Raw genomic sequence first — 18021 nt, 5'->3', positions numbered from 1 at the left:
GGTAAGAAAATTTTCACATCAAGATTCTAGGAAAAGCAAAGAATTTAGATTGGAGATGTAACCCTACTGATTAAAGTCTTATTTTGTCTCAGAGCATTTTTCACACACATAGACTATGTATTATTGTAAAATAATTTTATGCATACATCTTTCACATAAAAAAAGAAAAAAACAACCAATGGCTGATTTTTTCTTTTCATCTCCTATTAAAACTCTATCTCATACTGTAATTTGTCGTATCAATTCCACGCTGCGACAACCAGTGATACGTATCACCCTTCACAATAAGTGGTACTTGCTGAAGCTCAGACAGCGTACTCGCTCCAAGAGCCGTCATAATAAACTGTAAATCCGTATGTAAAAGTTCTATTTCATCAATTAATTTCTCTATACCATCAGTTATCAATATACGTAAAAAATATCCCGCAAAAGCAGTTGTTTGTGCCCCTAGCGCAATTGCTTTTGCTACATCAAGTGCAGTTTGTATACCACCAGATGCAATAAGAGAGAGGTTATTATTTGTAGAGGATGCTTCTATTATAGAGGCTACCGTCTGAATGCCCCAATCGTTAAAGTAAGAAAGCATACGCTGCCTTCTTTCATTTTCCACAGCAGCAAAATTCGTACCACCTTGTCCACCAACATCTACAGCAGTTACACCTACATCAGCTAACTGTTGCACAGTTTCTTTACTCATGCCAAAACCTACTTCTTTCACAATAATAGGCACTTCAGCACTTAGAACTATCTTTTCAATGCGTTCTAATACACCTGTAAAGTCCCGATCTCCTTCTGGCATTGTTAATTCTTGAATGACGTTCAAATGAATTTGCAAAGCATTCGCCTCAATCATATCAACCGCTCGCTTTGCCTGTTCAACACTCGCCTCGCTACCCAAATTTGCAAAAACAATCCCATTTTGGTTTACCTTTCGAACAATTCGATAAGAGTTTGCTTCTCTTTCATCTTTTAACGCTGCCATTTGAGAACCAACAGCCATTGCTAAGTTGTGGTGTTTTGCTGCATATGCTAGCTGCTCATTAATATATAATGTTTGCTCTCCACCACCGCCAGTCATCGCATTGATAAAAATCGGCGAACTTAGTGAAAGTTCGCCGATTTGAGTTTCACATGTAACATTTTCATAACTTGAATTTGGCAAGCTTTGATGGACAAAAGCAATGTCATGAAAGCCATGTATACGAGACTGTCCGGTAGAAAGAGCGTATTCAATATGATCTAATTTTCGTTTTGCCCTTACCACTTGTACCCCTCTTTATATCCAGTTCCGACGGCTAGAATCTCCGGCCATTTCGCCCCCTCGGTCGGGAGTTCCAATGACCTACGATTCTGAGCGAGCCGTCTCCACATTTATTTTATTTCTTTAATTTTTTCAGTTGTTCACCAATAATATCGCCAAATTGGAAAGTTGCGGACTCAGAATTTGGCTCATATTGGCTGTAATCTTCTGTTTCATTATTTTCTTCAATAGCTTCTTTTATACTTAAAGAAATGCGTTTTTCGGCTGCATGTACTTCAAGCACTTTCACTTTCACTTCTTGTCCCATTTCTAATACTTCATTTGGATTTTTTACATGGCGATTCGCAATTTGTGATACATGCACAAGCCCTTCTACACCTGGTAAAATTTCAACGAAAGCACCGAATGTAACAATTCGCTTCACAAGCCCCTCTCGAATGTCACCTGGCTTAACTTCAGCAGCAACATTTTCCCAAGGTCCTGGCTGAGCTGCTTTAATCGATAAAGAAATGCGCTGCGTATCTGCATCCACCGATAATACTTTAACTTTTACACTTTGTCCTTGTGTTAACACATCAGCTGGCTGTTCAACACGATCATGAGAAATTTGAGAAATGTGTACTAAACCATCTACGCCACCAACATTCACAAAAGCACCGAAGTCAGTTAAACGTTGAACTGTACCTTCTACAACATCTCCTTCTTTTAGAGAAGAAATCGCGTCTTTTTTCTTCGATTCTAATTCTTGCTCTACAACTGCTTTATGAGAAAGAATCACACGATTCTTTTCACGATCTAATTCAACGATTTTCACCGCTAATGTTTTCCCTTTATAATCTGTAAAATCTTCTACATAGTGTAGTTCTACAAGTGAAGCTGGAATAAATCCACGAACACCAAGATCCACCACTAAACCACCATTCACAATATCTTTTACAGTGACATCAAACACTTCACCTGAAGTGAATTTCTCTTGCAGTTCTACCCATGCTTTTTCTGCGTCAACAGCACGTTTCGATAATACAAGATCATCGTCTTCTAATTTAATAACTTTTAATTCAAGAGTTTGGTCTAATCCTACAACATCGCTTGCTTTTTCAATATGAACGTTAGCTAATTCACTAATTGGAATAACGCCATCTGTTTTGTATCCAACATTTACAAGAACTTGCTTTTCTTCAACTTTTGTTACAGAACCTGTAACAACGTCACCCACTTGTAATGCTTTTGAATCCACAACTTCTTCATTCATTTTCTCTACCATGGAAATACCTCCCTACAGAATTGACAAAGCTTTTTTATGTATATACGAAATGAAAACAAATGCTTTCATTTGCATGTTATAAGAGTGTTTTAGCACATACTCGCTTTTACTACACACAATAATCTATTATTTGTTCTACATTTTATAGAAGATATAGAAACCTATATAAATAGTATACAGCAAAATCACTTCGAATAAAGTATGTTTTCAAATATAATAGCGAATATATTCTGACACTTCCTCTTCTTTTACTAACTTCTTACAAATCGACTTATTTGTCAAGCAAAGTGCCTCACTATTCTCCTCTTGCTAATTTTTTAAATAAAAAAAGAAAGAGGTACCCCCCTTTCTTTATTTTGCAAATGCTCCAGAAACAATATTCATAATGTTTTTGACAACCTCTTCAATTGATAAGGAAGTTGTATCTAGTTCTAACGCATCATCTGCTTTTTTCAGCGGAGAAACTTCACGTTCTGAATCCAATTTATCACGATGTGCGATTTCTTTTTTCAATTGTTCTAGACTAGAAGCGAAACCTTTCTTCGTGTTTTCAAGATGTCTACGCTCCGCTCTCTCTTGAACAGAAGCAAGCATAAAAATTTTCACTTCTGCATTAGGTAACACATGGGTACCAATATCACGGCCATCCATGACCACTCCACCCTTTTCTGCTAGAGCTTGTTGACGACGTACCATTTCTTCACGAACAAGACGATGTTTCGCAACAATCGATACACGGTTCGTTACGTCTGGTGTACGAATTGCTTCAGATACATCCTGACCGTTCAAGAAAACTAGCTGTGTATTTTCACCTTGTTGAAACTCGATATTTACATTATTTAAAACTCGCATTAAACTTGCTTCATTTTCGATATCTTCATTCTGTTTAAGAGCGGCGTATGTAAGCGTACGATACATCGCACCTGTGTCAATATACACATAAGAAAGTTCTTTCGCGACAATCTTTGCAACTGTACTCTTCCCAGCTGCTGCTGGACCATCTATCGCAATTGAAATTCGTTTATCCATTGTAGCACCTCATTTTTTCACTTATAAAACAAAACGAAAAGCAGGTGTAAATCCCCTGCTTCTCTGCACTTGTTTCACGTCGATTAAATCCCCAATTATTGTAGCACAAACCTTACTAGAAGAAAATGAAAACTACTTATTCACTTGTAAAACATCAGTTATATCTTGCCCTGTAACTCCTTCATAATAAACAATTTTTGATAAATATCGTACGGTAGATTCTTGCGTAAAGAGTAATTGAATAATACAGAGACAAATAAATTGAACTAATAATATACGAATTAAAACTCCCTCAATTTTTTTCAAAAAATGTCCTCTTTTCATTTTCATACCTATTCCAGCAACTTATATAGCAAAAACTCAAAACTTCTCGCTTCAAATATCTCCAACTTCAAAGCAACTACCTTTATTTTCATTTCTAATACGAACTTTTATACATTTCCATTGTCGAATCTAACCAAAACATGGTATGTTCTAAATGTATTTTTTGACTGGAGAGGGGTATAAGCATTGAAAAAAATCCTAGTTTTACACACAGGTGGAACAATCGCAATGGAGGAAGATAAAGAAACTGGGGTTGTACAACCAGGGGAACAAAATCCTCTTTTAAAATTCATTCCTGATTTAGAAGAGAATATTGATTTAATTGTTGAAGATGTCTTTCATCTTCCATCACCTCATATGACTCCTCGTGAGATGTTACAATTACAAGTTATCATTGACGAAAGAGTAAAAAACGAAGACATCCATGGGGTTGTTATTACACATGGTACAGATACATTAGAAGAGACTGCATACTTTTTAGATTTAACTGTACAAGCTAATATCCCAATTATTGTAACAGGCGCAATGCGCTCTAGCAACGAATTAGGCGCTGACGGTTTATATAACTTTTTATCCGCTGTAAAGGTTGCAAGTAGCAACGAAGCACTTGGAAAAGGTGTTCTTGTCGTGTTAAACGATGAAATTCACTGTGCAACTAATGTAACAAAGACACACACAAGCAATGTTGCAACATTCCAAAGCCCTCAATACGGGCCAATTGGTATGGTTACAAAGCGTGGAGTTGTCTTCCACCATGCGCTTGTACACCATGAAACATACGTAGTTGGACAAGTTTCTAAAAATGTTGTTGTATTAAAGGCTTACGCTGGAATGGATGATACACTACTGTCAGCCATTGAAAACTTACCTGTAGATGGAATTGTAATCGAAGCACTTGGTCAAGGAAATTTACCACCAAGAACACTGCCTAGCCTGCAACGCTTAATAAATAAAGGAATTCCAATCGTTCTCGTTTCTCGCTGCTTTAACGGAATTGTCCAAGACGTATATTCCTATGAAGGTGGCGGAAAACAATTAAAAGATATGGGTATTGTCTTCACATACGGTTTAAACGCTCAAAAAGCTCGAATTAAGTTACTTGTTGCTTTAGAATGCGCTCACTCTCAAGACAAAATCCAACAAATGTTTATGCACGATTAAAAATAAGCTGTCGAAATTCGACAGCTTATTTTTGTTCTCTTGACACAACTGTTTTTACAATTGCTTCGCCATGAAATCTTCCATTCTCAATAAAGATTTCATTCGCATTATTTCCAGCTGCAATAACACCTGCAATAAAGATATTATCAATATTCGTTTCCATCGTTTCTTCTGTATACATGGGACGCCCTGTTTCTTTATCAATTTCTACTCCCATTTTTGTTAAGAAGCTATGATCTGGATGATATCCCGTCATTGCAAACACAAAATCATTTTGAATCGTAAATGATTCCCCGTTACTTGTATACGTAAGTGTATGTTCAGTAATTTCTTTTACATGAGCATGGAACTGCATTTGAATTGTACCATTACGCACTAATGCTTCAAATTCAGGTAAAATCCACGGCTTAATACTCTGTGAATATTCTCCCCCGCGATACAATACCGTTACACGCGCTCCTGCCTTTACAAGTTCTAGCGCTGCATCTACACTTGAATTTTTCCCTCCTATTACAACTACATCACTGTCAAAATACGGATGTGCTTCTTTAAAATAATGAGAGACTTTCTCTAATTTTTCCCCGGGAATGTTCATATAGTTTGGATTGTCATAATACCCCGTTGCTACTACAATATATTTTGCAGTATATATCTCCTTTTTCCCATCACGCTTCATTGTATTTACTCTAAATATGTTCCCATCTTTTTGGACTTGTTCTACACGTTCAAATGCATTTACACGCACACTTTTACGTTTTACCACTTCACGATAATACGCAAGCGCTTGATTACGAACTGGTTTACGATTTTCTATAATAAAAGCAACATCACCAATCTCAAGCTTTTCACTAGAGGAAAAAAACATTTGGTGCGTTGGATAATGATAAATCGCATTCACAATGTTTCCTTTTTCAATTACTAGTGGATCAATTCCCTCTCGCTGCAGTGAAATCGCCGCTGCTAATCCACATGGTCCGCCCCCGATTATAATAGCTGTTTCTTTTTGCATACTCGGTTCACTCCTAGTCTTCTGCTTCAATCTCTATTTTATAAAACAAGAAAAAACCTACTTTCAGCAGTAGGCACCTATCTTTATTGTATTCATTTTTCATATATTTGTCATCTAAACGATACGTACATTCGATAGACGTCCGCTAAAAATTGTTTGAATCTTATTCCTTGTTGCCCCAGTACGTTTTCCGGATCAATCTTTCTTGCCGGATCTAGCGTTTTATGCGATACAATGTCAGTTTTTGGATTCAAATTGAATGTATGACATAAATAGGCATGGTACCATGTAAATCGTGTATATGAATCCCAAAAGTTAACATTTCCTCCGTAGCACATTTCAACACCAATCGCCGCTTTATTTGCATCATAACCAAACAAGTCATTATCTGTCGGTACATTATATCTTACATGATATGCAACCTCATCAATCGGAATAATTTCTAAAATAGTCGTATCATCTACAAAAGTATGTGCTGATGCTTTCGGCTGAATTTCGTTAAAGTAATCACGATTTCCTATAGCATTACTACCTGGATTCCCAGTATCATGACTTACAATGAATCTTACCTTCGAAAGACGGATTCCTGGTCTTGAGCTTCCATATCCAATATAATTCCGTTCTATCGGGAACATCACCATGTCTATCAACTCCGCTCTAGAAAATTACCTCTCTTCCTTATATATATTCAACTTTAATGTCCATATAAATAAAAATTTAAAAACTGATACAAAACTTCTCTTTTTAATTAGAAGAGAGCATTCAGTCATGCATCGAAGCGGTCAGACCCTTTTCCTGCCCCATGCCAAGTTAAAAACAAAGAGAGAAAAAGAGTGTGTGTAGATCACCTGCTATTTTTCGTAGTAGCAACTTATATGTTAAAAAACAAAAAATCATATATGTATATCGCATTTCTTACGCAAATAGAAAATCAAAAATATTCGACGTAAATACCATAAATAACAAAATACTTACAGCTGTTCCATAAAATCCATAAAACCAAACACAGTCTTCCTTTGTATCTAAACCGAAAAATTTATTCACGGATTGTAACAAAGATGAACGTTTCACATGTTTTCCTCGTAAAACTTCTACCCGTTCCATAACATCTGTTGGCATCATAAATCTTTGGTTTGCTGTCATTTTCATTATTAATCTCTCCTTATTTTGTTTCCGTTTTGTTTATCTAAGGAGAGTATAGCACAGATGTTCGTGTAGAACAAGCGTTCTTTTTCGTTTTTTTATAATTAAACTTCCATTTCTAACACACCCCCTTCTATTAACAATCACAATTTATCCCGTATTAGCAGACAGTAAAGTCAAGTTTCACTTTATCCAATTCACTTTAAAAATAATATTATAGTTCCCCAGACTATAGCAATCACTGTTCCCACAATACATATTCCAAACAACAAAGATACGATCCATTACACTCACTTTTTCACTTGAATCCTTTTTCTTTAAAACCTCTTCTAAATATACAATTCTCTTTTCCATAATCCTTATACTGCACTTCATTGAACTACTCCCACCTTCACTTCGTTTAGAGGAGGGGGTCTTCTCGGTTAAAATGATAAAAAAACGTGGCTCCCTTGAAGGAAACCACGTTTTCTCTAAACTTTTCTTTCTATTATACCCAACCTCTAAAGCGGCTAGCTTCTGCCATTTTACGTACACCAACCATATAGGCTGCTAAACGCATGTTTACTTTACGAACTTGTGATGTTTCATAGATAGAATCGAATGATCTTACCATTACTTTTTCTAAGCGTTGTTCTACTTCTTCTTCTGTCCAGTAGTAACCTTGGTTATTTTGTACCCATTCGAAGTAAGATACAGTAACACCACCGGCACTTGCTAATACGTCAGGAACAAGTAAAATACCGCGTTCTGTTAAAATTTTAGTTGCTTCTAATGTAGTTGGACCATTTGCTGCTTCTACAACAATTTTCGCTTTAATATCCGCAGCGTTCTCTCCAGTAATTTGGTTCTCAATTGCAGCTGGAACTAAAATATCACAATCAAGTTCTAATAACTCTTTGTTTGAAATTGTATTGTTAAATAATTTCGTTACTGTTCCAAAGCTGTCACGACGATCAAGTAAGTAATCGATATCCAATCCATTTGGATCATGCAATGCACCATAAGCATCAGAAATTGCAATTACTTTTGCACCAGCATCATGCATAAACTTAGCTAAGAAGCTACCAGCGTTCCCAAATCCTTGAACAACAACGCGAGCGCCTTTAATGTCGATACCACGTTTTTTCGCAGCTTCACGAATACAGATTGTTACACCTTTTGCAGTCGCTGTTTCGCGGCCATGAGATCCACCTAATACAAGTGGTTTCCCTGTAATAAATCCTGGCGAGTTAAATTCATCGATGCGGCTATATTCATCCATCATCCATGCCATAATTTGTGAGTTTGTAAATACATCTGGAGCAGGAATATCTTTTGTCGGACCAACAATTTGGCTAATTGCTCGTACATATCCACGACTTAATCTTTCTAATTCACGGAAAGACATTTCACGCGGATCACAAATGATACCACCTTTACCTCCACCATATGGTAAATCAACAATACCACATTTTAAACTCATCCAAATAGAAAGTGCTTTCACTTCATTTTCTGTTACGTTTGGATGGAAGCGAATTCCACCTTTCGTTGGACCAACAGCATCGTTGTGCTGCGCGCGATATCCTGTAAATATTTTAACAGTCCCATCATCCATACGAACTGGAATTTTCACTGTCATCATACGAACTGGTTCTTTAAGTAATTCATACACTTCGTTTGGATAACCCAATTTTTCTAGTGCTTCACTAATAACAATTTGTGTTGAATTTAATAATTCAAAGTGTTGTTCCCTTTGTTGTGTTTGTGTTTGAGCTCCCTTTTCGGCTACCATAGTAAGTAAACCCCCTGTAATTTCACTTGTTTAGTAAACCTTCATTGCCTAGTATACACCGTTAAATTTGGAATGCAATAGAAAACGCTAACAAATATATACAAACTATTTCCTGTTGCAAGCGTTTTCAACATTATTATAGTCCTTTTCTTACTTTTAGAAAAGTAAAATACTTAAATATTTAAATATTTTTTATAAAATAATATATTTTAATCTCCTATCATTGCAAAATACAAACAAAACCTCAAGCTATTTATACTAGCTGAGGTTTTGTTTTGCGATAAAATACTTATATATTTGCTGAATTGCTTGAGCATCCATTAGTTCTTTTCCATATTCCATAATACGATAAATCGTTACTGTGGAAGAATTACCGTATTCTGCTAAAATAGCAATAATATCCGCCTTCAATAACGCCGGTTCTTCTTCCATCCAAAGATAAAAGCGTCCATCCCAAGAATAAAGCTTCCCTCCGGTTACACCGAGATTATACAAACGATCCGCCAAAGTAATCACATCTTCAAATGTTGCAAATTCATACAATATATGTTCGCTCTCGTCTAGAGTTACTTGCATCTCAATAAATTCATCACGAAACTCATCATCTGTATCCGCTTCATGATTTTCTTTTGTAACAATTACAACCATTCCTTGTGCCTGTAAAGAAAAAACCTCAACTGCAATTGGACCGTCTGCTTCAAATCCAAGTTCTTCATTTGCTTCTTGCATCATATCACGAAATAACTGTTGCACTTTAGGAGCATTTTTCCATAAATCCTCCTTCGTTAGCCCTCGCTCAGATAAATCGTCAAATGTTAGGAAAATTTTAATTTTATTATAATTCAATCGTTCCAACCTCATCTTGTAACCTCCCTACGTAACCGTTGTATCTAATTTTTATTATATGAAATAGATAATAGATGGTTCTTTTCGAACAACTATTCCGAAATTTTTAACCATTCATCCCATTCTTTTTTTGTATCACCAATGAATATATGTTGAAGTCCATCCCTATCTTTATCTGAAACAAATTGGCTTGCAGGCCCAACAAATCCAGTGTAGATTTTCGGATTTTTGTCTTGCAACTCATTAATCAAGTTCAGCGTTCTTTTCAAATATCTCTCTTTTAAACACGATATAAACACATATTTAGGCGCATATTGCTTGACAGCTGCACTGATCTCATCTTCTTCTAGGCCTGTCCCAAAATACGTTGCTTCATAGCCTTGCAACCGTAAATATATTGTAAAAAGAAAAAGATATAATGTACTTACTTCTCCTGGTGCACATATGGTCAAGGCTTTTGGCAATGTAACATTCGTCTGCGTGTTATGATAAATCATTCCAACTCGTGAGCATAAAAATGATTCTATATAACGCTCTTGTGCAGAAGTAATCTCATCGTTTTTGCGCATAAGCTCTAATTTATCAGCAATTAAGATCAATATATGAGTAATTACTTTTTCTATTGTATAAATAACAAATGCCTCGTTTAATAATTCACGGGCATGTATTTCATCAAATTTTAACAAATAACGAAGGATATCGTCCACTAAAAAAACTTCTTTACTATATGTCATCTCAGCTGGATTGTGATTTTGCAATCGATTGCTCTCTAGTAACTGGACCGCTTGCCCAATTGTAAATCCTTCATTTATTTTGTTCATTAGCCATTTTAAAATCCTCACATGCTCTTCTGTATAAAGACGATGCCCCGCATCATTACGTTTTGGCGCAATAATATGATATCGTCTTTCCCAAGCCCGTAGTGTACTTGGCTGAATTCCGAGCATATTCGAAACTGCTTTTATATTATATTTCCCTTTTAAAGTTGGCATGTTTTTCCCACCTTTAAACCAAATGTCTCTTAACTTTCTCCTTGCAAAGTAAGTAAGTGCGTTTGGGATGGCGCTCGAAAACGTAGTGGTATCAATGTCGTTCCATACCCATTACTTACGAATAACGTTGTAAACGGATACTCATATACACCGCCTTTTAGATAACGTTTAGAATGAAATAAACGAATTTGTCCTCCATGAGTATGTCCACTTAATACGAGGGAAATTTGTTCGCGCTCTGACATTTTGCTTACAATATCAGGATTGTGACTAATCAAAATGCGAAACCCTTCTTCTTGACAATCCGCTAGCGCTAAATCTAAACGATCTCGTCCTAGCCCCATATCATCCACTCCTAATAAACAAAGCTTGTCGCCACATTCTGATTCAAACAGTACCCTTGTATTATCGAGAATTTTCACACCGTGTTCTAGCAATAACGCATCTAATTCATGATAGTCAATTTCATAATCGTTATTTCCCCATACAAAATATATAGGACCAATTTTACTTAACGCTTGAATATTAGCAGTAATTTGTGGTAACGATACACCCTTTTCTGCTAAATCACCGCCAATAATAACAAAATCAACGTTTCCTTTTACCTTTTCAATTAAAGAAGGTGAAATAACTCTCCTATGGATATCCGAAATAAAGAATATCCGAATCTTTCCAAAGCTTTCCGGGAAATTTACAAATGATAAAGTATGTTCCAGCAATGTATTACGCATTGCTTCTCTATACATCATAAATAGACAAATAAAACCAATACATACGAATACGCCACCTATTCCAATCCATAACATATACTTTTCTCACCTTCCCCCAAGCAAGATAGAATCCACTTAAACTATATTACCAAAAAGGTGAATAAGACCTTATCTGTTAGGAAAGGCTTCATTCACCTTTTTCAATTCACTCATACAACAAGTCTTTTATTTTACTATTGCTATTCCTTCTCTACTTTTCTTTAACAGGAATTTTCAATTCCTTTCCCACTTCTAACTGATCATCTTGTAAATTGTTATAGTTTTTTATAATTGTAGCTCCATCACCATTCGGGAAGTACTGTTTCCCAATACTTTCGAATGTTTCTCCCTCTTTTACAGTATGCGTCTCAAATTTTCCCGGCTGCTTCTTTTCTCCCTGACCATGTTTATTTGAATCGAAAAAAATCACTTCGAACGCATTTTTTCCAGTTGCATCACTCTTTTGTGCACTTTTCACTTCAATATACTTATCGGTATACCACAAAATACTAAGCGGTAACAAAATAAATAAAAATGTTAAAACACGAACAAAAAAGTGATTAATCTTAAATTTAGATTTTTTCTTCTCTTTATTTCTATGAATCTCACTTCGCGGCGGTAAACCTTCTTCTGTTTGCTCTTCTTCCAACTCTTCTTCTAACTCTTCTTCAAAATCGGGAATTTGTTTTCTCATGCTGTTCACCACCACCTTCCACTTATTTTCTTAATTGAAGTCCCATTATAAAATCAACAAGAAAGTGTGCAAATATCGTTACAAACAAATTTCCTGTCCATTGAAATACATATCCAAACAGAAAACTAATCGTACATACAAAACAAAATAAAAATGGTTTCCTCACATATCGAATATGTAACACAGCAAAAATAACACTTGCAATAAAAAGCCCAAAATATGTCTGTAATACACCTCGAAATAAAAACTCTTCAGCAAACCCAATAACAAACGTAATAATGAATAATTGTATTATAGAAACCCCTTGAAACATTCGTTCATTAATTCCACCATCATCAAACCATGATTCCGGCAACACTTGCATTGCAATAAAATCAAATAAGACGATACCACCTGCTACCAATGTACCTATTACAAGAATGGAAATGGGTTCCCATTTCCATAAATCAAAAAATTCATTCCTATTTGGAAATAGTATATAGGCTAACACACAGCCAACACCAATAATTATTAATTGTGTTATATATAGATTCAGCCGTATTTCTTTCGGACTTATGTCTTCAATACTACGCCTTTGAATGTTCATCATTCCTCCGTTCCCTCATACCAAAGAGCAATTGTAACTCTGCTTCCCAATTATAGTCGAAAATTGATTCCCTTGCTCGTCTTTTTTTGTAATCCTCTTTTGAAATACCACAGTAGTCACAGCAATTTTTTATCTGAACTTCCTTCTCGTATCCAAATTGATGTAGCATTTTTTCTCGCCGGCAGCCTTTATACTGCAACCACGATTTCATACTTTCTAGTTGACTATATTTATTCTGAAGACGTTCCTCTATTTCTAACAGTAATTTTTGCTTTACCTCATCTGACAAGGATTCCATAATGAGCTTCTTCTGTTGTATAACGTTCATCTTTTCCAAATGATAACGTACAAAACGCCAATGTTGCTCACTAAACCTCGCAGCATTATAACAAATTTCTTCTACCTCTTCTATTGATAATACTTTCGTGTGAAACATTTTTTCTTGTAGTAAGGAAAATAAAAATTGAATTTGTTGTTTATTTGGCAATTCATCCGCAATAATAGAAATCGGCAAATCATGATCTAATGGACTACAAAGTAAAATTGCAATACTCGCCTCTTCATCCCTTCCCGCTCTACCAATTTCTTGTAAATAAGAAGCAATATTTGCTGGATAATGAAAATGAATAATATACCTTGTATTCGCCTTATTTACCCCCATACCAAATGCACTTGTACATATAACAAGTTGCAATTGATCATTCATAAATTGTTGTTGAATTAGCATCCGTTCTTCATGTTCCATTCCACCATGGTAAAATGCAACATCTGCTATACCTTTACTCCTTAAATATTCTGTCAGACGCTCCGTCCATGCCCTACTTGAACAATAAATAATTCCTGGTCCTTGTAAGTAAGTTACGTGCGTGAGAAGTGCTTCTTTTTTCTCTTCTATTGTTTGTACAAATTGTACTTCCATTGCAATATTCGGACGATCAATCGAGTACAAATGCTCTACTACATTCGTAAGCTTTAAGCTGTTTACAATATCTTGTAATACTTCTTTTGTTGCAGTGGCTGTTAATGCTAATACAGAGGGGTGTCCAATCTCTTCTATCACTTGATCTATTTTTTTATAATCCGTTCGAAAATCGTAACCCCACTGCGAAATACAATGTGCTTCATCTACAACAAATAACGAAATACGAATCTTTTTTAGTTCTCTTATTATTACTTCAGATTGCAACATTTCAGGCGAGACAAAGACAAATTTATAAGAAGATAATCTTTTTATAGCTTTCTTTTTTTCAACTAATGTACGAAAACTATTAAGCGCAATCACACGATCCTTCACTACATATTTAAGCTGCGTTACTTGATCTTCCATTAAGGAAAGCAGTGGTGAAACAATTAGCACTGTCCCATCTTGCATAAGGCCTGGAAGCTGATAACACATTGATTTTCCTCTTCCAGTTGGAAGCATCGCTACAACATCTTTTCCTTGTAATAAATCCGCAATAACTTCTTTCTGTCCTTGACGAAATTCGTTATAACCAAACCACTTATACAAATAATCCTCAAGCCTCATTTACAACCCCCATTTGCGCTAACACAAGACGAATTTCAAAATAAGAAACCGTCTCTCCTACTGCTTGCTTTAACACACGTAACTTACGTGTTTGTAACGTTGCAATAATGCGCTGTACATGCTTAATTTTATTTTTTTCCATAAACATTTCGATTGAAAAATCTTTTTCTCGTAATGCAATCTCAACAAAATGGTCCTCTATTGTTGCGACCTTTAAGTTTCTAATTGTTGCAATTTCATCCAAAGAACGTCCTTGTCTCCAAAGTTGATACGTTTTTTGTGTTGATAAACTAAACAAATCTGCTCTTTCATTCGGATACGAAATAATCTTAGCCAGTAACGGAAAGTCGCTCCCATTATCTCGAACAGATTGAATAAAGAAATGAACAGTACCCCAAAATAGAAGATATACACGAAATATATCTTGGTTTGTAATTTCTGCAAGTTGCTTTAAAGTATATCCAATTCGCTCATACCCAGTTAGTCGATACGTAAAAATCGTTGCCTCTATTGGCGACATATTTTTTAACAGCATATGCATCTCTTTCCATAAACCTTTTGCAAGCTCACTTCTTGCGTATGGCACCCCAATGAGAAACTGCTTAACCCACATCATTACCTCTGTATCTTGTTGGATTGGAATAAACCTCGCATTTTGCTGTTGTAAATTTGATACCGTTTGAATAATTAATGAAAGTCGTTTCCAAAAGATTTCACCAAGATCCCCATAGTGCAAACCATGTAAATACTGCGGAAAAGAAAGTGTTTTTTCCCAAGTTTCCAACTGTCGTTTTCCCGTATCAGTTAAAATGTATGTATTTTCATGTACGATTTGAATCCATTCTTTATGTACGACTTGTTCAATTTCCAGATCATAATCAGAACGTTGTAATGATTTGTATATCCCAAACAGAAAAGAAATATGAAATATATTTCCATCTTGTAATGTTTGTGAAGAACGTTTCCCCTTTAAAAGGTGATAAATGGAAGAAACAGTTCGTTCGCCATTTAATTGTTTCATACAATATAATAAAGTATATTGTAACTGCATCGCCGCTTCCACCTTTCAATTACATCTATAGTTTCTATTGTATCAAACTGTACAGCATTTAGGCATTTTGAAAATCTTGTGAAATAAATCAAAAATAAGTTGACACTCTAATTGATAAGGAATATCATTATAATTTTATGTTGAAAAGTTTGAAAAACCGTTTTACAATAAGGTTATAATTTTTATAGCGAATGTTTTCACATACATATTATCAGGAGGGAAAAAATATGGCAAAATATACAATTGTTGACAAAGACACTTGCATCGCATGTGGAGCATGCGGCGCTGCTGCACCAGACATTTATGATTACGATGATGAAGGTATTGCATTTGTAACATTAGATGATAACCAAGGTATCGTTGAAATTCCAGATGTATTAATCGAAGACATGATGGATGCATTTGAAGGTTGTCCAACAGATTCAATTAAAGTTGCTGACGAATCATTCGATGGCGACGCTTTAAAATTCGAATAGTCTTTTTATTAACTTCAAAAAATCCCCTCATTTTTATGAGGGGATTTTTTGTTATTCATCTCACTCACAAATTAAAAAAGCCATCAACGCTTCTCTCTCGCTGATGGCCAACACTTCTATGCGTTTTTCATTTTTGCAAATACCCACACTTTCAAGCGTGAGAACAACGCTACAAATACAATTGTTACAACAATTCCCTTAATTAAATTAAATGGAAGAATTGCCGCTACAATCGTTTGTCGCATAACACCACTAGACATAGCAGGCTGATCTAAAAACCAAGTGTAAGCTGGTAAAATGATGAAATAATTTAACACGCTCATAATCACTGCCATCGTAACCGTCCCTAACATCAATCCCGTTGTTAAGCTTTTTACTGTACGATACTTTCGGAATAAGAAAGCTGCTGGCCCAATAAATAAACATCCTGCAATAAAATTCGCCATTTCTCCAACTGGAACCCCTGTTAAACTCCCTTGAATTCCGTAGTGAAGAATATTTTTTATTGCTTCTACAATTACACCCGCAACCGGACTAAAAATAATCGCCGCAATTAAAGCTGGAACATCACTAAAATCAATTTTTAAAAACGGTGGAAGTCCCGGAAACGGGAAATCCAACATCATAAGCAAGTACGCAATACTACTAAGCATCGCCACGCTCACCATTTGTACCACACTGTTTTTTTGTTTCATCTTTCTCTCTCCTTTTCCATCGATCATCTCATGGAAAGTGGAAAGGTTCTGCTATGCCTATTTCTGTCATAAAAAAACCCTTTGCGTTTTACACAAAGGGAGAATTTTTAGGCACATCAAACAGACGTTCAAAGATCTATCTTTTTTGAACGCTTGAACCTCCATCTTCTCCCATCCAGACTGTACTGTCGGCTTTGGAATCTCACCAAATCCTGCCTTAACGGCTCGCGGGCTTAGAACAAAAAATAGCTGTTCATCACCGCCGGTCGGGATTTTCACCCTGCCCCGAAGATAGACCGATATTCTATTTTCTTCCCCATTATACAACATCATCATACAGTTGTGAACAAAAATGTTTATAACTTACGAATAGTAAGCATAATTTCATTACAAATATCTTATACTAACTTGAATCCATGTTCTTTCCCCCCTTATACTAATGATTCTTTCATTAGCTAGAACCAGCCAATCCTCTCGCATTAACGGGCAGTAGACCTCACTGAAACGATGAAGATGGATGGACTCGTAAAAAACGATTGGTGAAAGCTAATAATCAGTGGGAATGAAGAAAAACACACTGATTAAAGTTGCACTTTATTTGACAACACAATCCATATTTTTTACAATTCGAATTTTTCCTTCGCAATTCCCTAGTCATCCATACAGAAAAGTGATAAGATGTTGAATTGTTAAGATAAGAGCATTTTCTTAATACGGAGGAAATGTCATGAAGAAAGAAAAAAGACACTCTATTCAAGAGACGATGAAAAAAAACTTAAGGAAAGAATACTTTTATTTAAAAAAGGAATTACTTTTCTACTGTCCAATTGATTTAGGCACATTTTCAAGAGAAACGTACTATGCTACCTTTGACGAGGAAGGGATTAGTGTTTATCAATACGATAAAACAACAGAAAGCAAACTAAAGCTATGTGAACGTCACCCTTGGAACGATTGGAACAAAGTGAAAATTGATCATTATTTAACAACATCACAATTTGTTTTCCAAGGAAAGCGTAATTGGATTCTTTCTCTCTTCCATAAAGGAAAAGAAGCCCAAAAAATAATCGAAGAACATACTTCTTTGCAAACAGAAGTTGTTTCCCGATCCTTTTTGAAAAAGCTTCCTGGTTTTCGTTCTAATACAGCTTTAAACAAATACATTGGTAGCATCTGCTATACCGCACTTATTGCATTTTTATTAAAATGGATGATTCCATTCCAACAAGTACAAGTTGCCTTGTATGCTTTTTCTATCGGCTGTATGCTCCTTGGTCTACTTTGCTTTACAATTGGACTAATTGAACCAACCATTGTATTATTTCGAACGAACGAAAAAACAAGAGAAAAGGTCTTTTATTATTATAGCTATTTAGCCATTTCTGGATTTATATGTGTCTTTATTTTTTGGTAAAAAGAGCTAGTTTGAACTGCACCCCAAT

Annotated in this window: 19 protein-coding genes and 1 riboswitch; of the genes, 3 read left to right on the top strand and 16 right to left on the bottom strand. The window is 35.6% G+C overall.

The window, feature by feature from the left end:
- Window positions 1-214: 214 nt before the first annotated feature.
- The 4 genes from fni to CN373_RS25430 all read right to left on the bottom strand — a co-directional run bounded on the left by fni (window position 215) and on the right by CN373_RS25430 (window position 3860).
- Window positions 215-1264: a type 2 isopentenyl-diphosphate Delta-isomerase gene (fni, locus tag CN373_RS00640; protein WP_000251024.1), complete on the bottom strand. Its 1050-nt coding sequence runs from the start codon at window positions 1262-1264 to the stop codon at window positions 215-217.
- 112 nt (window positions 1265-1376) lie between these two features.
- Complete coding sequence (gene rpsA / locus CN373_RS00635; protein WP_000229580.1) at window positions 1377-2525, bottom strand: 30S ribosomal protein S1; 1149 nt, start codon at window positions 2523-2525, stop codon at window positions 1377-1379.
- A gap of 351 nt (window positions 2526-2876) precedes the next feature.
- Window positions 2877-3554, bottom strand: coding sequence for a (d)CMP kinase (cmk, locus tag CN373_RS00630; RefSeq protein WP_000361248.1), 678 nt, complete (start codon window positions 3552-3554; stop codon window positions 2877-2879).
- 132 nt (window positions 3555-3686) lie between these two features.
- Window positions 3687-3860: a DUF5359 family protein gene (locus CN373_RS25430; protein WP_000717817.1), complete on the bottom strand. Its 174-nt coding sequence runs from the start codon at window positions 3858-3860 to the stop codon at window positions 3687-3689.
- A 204-nt stretch (window positions 3861-4064) separates the two neighbouring features.
- Between CN373_RS25430 and CN373_RS00620 the strand changes: the two genes are divergently transcribed.
- Window positions 4065-5039: an asparaginase gene (locus tag CN373_RS00620; RefSeq protein ID WP_000723055.1), complete on the top strand. Its 975-nt coding sequence runs from the start codon at window positions 4065-4067 to the stop codon at window positions 5037-5039.
- A 25-nt stretch (window positions 5040-5064) separates the two neighbouring features.
- Here CN373_RS00620 and CN373_RS00615 read toward each other — a convergent pair whose 3' ends face one another.
- The 11 genes from CN373_RS00615 to CN373_RS00565 form a co-directional block, all read right to left on the bottom strand.
- The gene (locus CN373_RS00615) at window positions 5065-6048 is read right to left on the bottom strand and encodes a YpdA family putative bacillithiol disulfide reductase (RefSeq protein WP_001168504.1); all 984 of its coding nucleotides are present in this window, start codon (window positions 6046-6048) and stop codon (window positions 5065-5067) included.
- 110 nt (window positions 6049-6158) lie between these two features.
- Window positions 6159-6689 carry a peptidoglycan recognition protein family protein gene (locus CN373_RS00610; protein WP_098358614.1) on the bottom strand — a complete coding sequence of 177 codons (531 nt, stop codon included), beginning with the start codon at window positions 6687-6689 and terminating at the stop codon, window positions 6159-6161.
- Window positions 6690-6963: 274 nt separating this feature from the next.
- The gene (locus tag CN373_RS00605) at window positions 6964-7200 is read right to left on the bottom strand and encodes a DUF3961 domain-containing protein (protein WP_033664042.1); all 237 of its coding nucleotides are present in this window, start codon (window positions 7198-7200) and stop codon (window positions 6964-6966) included.
- Between the two features lie 478 nt (window positions 7201-7678).
- Window positions 7679-8962 carry an NAD-specific glutamate dehydrogenase gene (gene gudB / locus CN373_RS00600; protein ID WP_000225167.1) on the bottom strand — a complete coding sequence of 428 codons (1284 nt, stop codon included), beginning with the start codon at window positions 8960-8962 and terminating at the stop codon, window positions 7679-7681.
- 258 nt (window positions 8963-9220) lie between these two features.
- Window positions 9221-9823 carry a genetic competence negative regulator gene (locus CN373_RS00595; protein ID WP_001235388.1) on the bottom strand — a complete coding sequence of 201 codons (603 nt, stop codon included), beginning with the start codon at window positions 9821-9823 and terminating at the stop codon, window positions 9221-9223.
- A 77-nt stretch (window positions 9824-9900) separates the two neighbouring features.
- On the bottom strand, window positions 9901-10800 hold the full coding sequence (locus tag CN373_RS00590; protein WP_001142609.1) for a MerR family transcriptional regulator: 900 nt from the start codon (window positions 10798-10800) through the stop codon (window positions 9901-9903).
- A 29-nt stretch (window positions 10801-10829) separates the two neighbouring features.
- The gene (locus tag CN373_RS00585; RefSeq protein WP_000964390.1) at window positions 10830-11606 is read right to left on the bottom strand and encodes a metallophosphoesterase; all 777 of its coding nucleotides are present in this window, start codon (window positions 11604-11606) and stop codon (window positions 10830-10832) included.
- Between the two features lie 154 nt (window positions 11607-11760).
- On the bottom strand, window positions 11761-12243 hold the full coding sequence (locus tag CN373_RS00580) for a LysM peptidoglycan-binding domain-containing protein (RefSeq protein ID WP_001231249.1): 483 nt from the start codon (window positions 12241-12243) through the stop codon (window positions 11761-11763).
- A gap of 22 nt (window positions 12244-12265) precedes the next feature.
- Window positions 12266-12829, bottom strand: coding sequence for a CPBP family intramembrane glutamic endopeptidase (locus CN373_RS00575; protein ID WP_001025788.1), 564 nt, complete (start codon window positions 12827-12829; stop codon window positions 12266-12268).
- Entirely contained in the window at window positions 12810-14357 is a 1548-nt protein-coding gene (locus tag CN373_RS00570) for a RecQ family ATP-dependent DNA helicase (RefSeq protein WP_098358613.1), read from the bottom strand. The genes CN373_RS00575 and CN373_RS00570 overlap by 20 nt, the downstream gene beginning before the upstream one ends.
- Window positions 14347-15408, bottom strand: a complete 1062-nt coding sequence (locus tag CN373_RS00565) for a helix-turn-helix domain-containing protein (RefSeq protein ID WP_001176988.1) — start codon at window positions 15406-15408, stop codon at window positions 14347-14349. The genes CN373_RS00570 and CN373_RS00565 overlap by 11 nt, the downstream gene beginning before the upstream one ends.
- Window positions 15409-15635: 227 nt before the next feature.
- Here CN373_RS00565 and CN373_RS00560 point away from each other — a divergent pair, with 227 nt between their 5' ends.
- Window positions 15636-15884: a ferredoxin gene (locus CN373_RS00560; protein ID WP_001151993.1), complete on the top strand. Its 249-nt coding sequence runs from the start codon at window positions 15636-15638 to the stop codon at window positions 15882-15884.
- 116 nt (window positions 15885-16000) lie between these two features.
- Here the strand turns inward: CN373_RS00560 and CN373_RS00555 are convergent, their stop codons facing one another.
- Window positions 16001-16579 (bottom strand): ECF transporter S component, encoded by a 579-nt coding sequence (locus CN373_RS00555; protein WP_000810860.1) that lies wholly within the window; start codon window positions 16577-16579, stop codon window positions 16001-16003.
- A 159-nt stretch (window positions 16580-16738) separates the two neighbouring features.
- Window positions 16739-16876: riboswitch (FMN riboswitch) on the bottom strand.
- A gap of 430 nt (window positions 16877-17306) precedes the next feature.
- Between CN373_RS00555 and CN373_RS00550 the strand changes: the two genes are divergently transcribed.
- Window positions 17307-17993: a hypothetical protein gene (locus CN373_RS00550; protein ID WP_000711795.1), complete on the top strand. Its 687-nt coding sequence runs from the start codon at window positions 17307-17309 to the stop codon at window positions 17991-17993.
- The last annotated feature ends 28 nt before the right edge of the window (window positions 17994-18021 follow it).

Source organism: Bacillus cereus (assembly GCF_002561295.1).
GTDB classification, from domain to species: Bacteria; Bacillota; Bacilli; order Bacillales; family Bacillaceae_G; genus Bacillus_A; species Bacillus_A cereus_S.
This window is presented reverse-complemented; position numbering and strand designations above follow the sequence as displayed.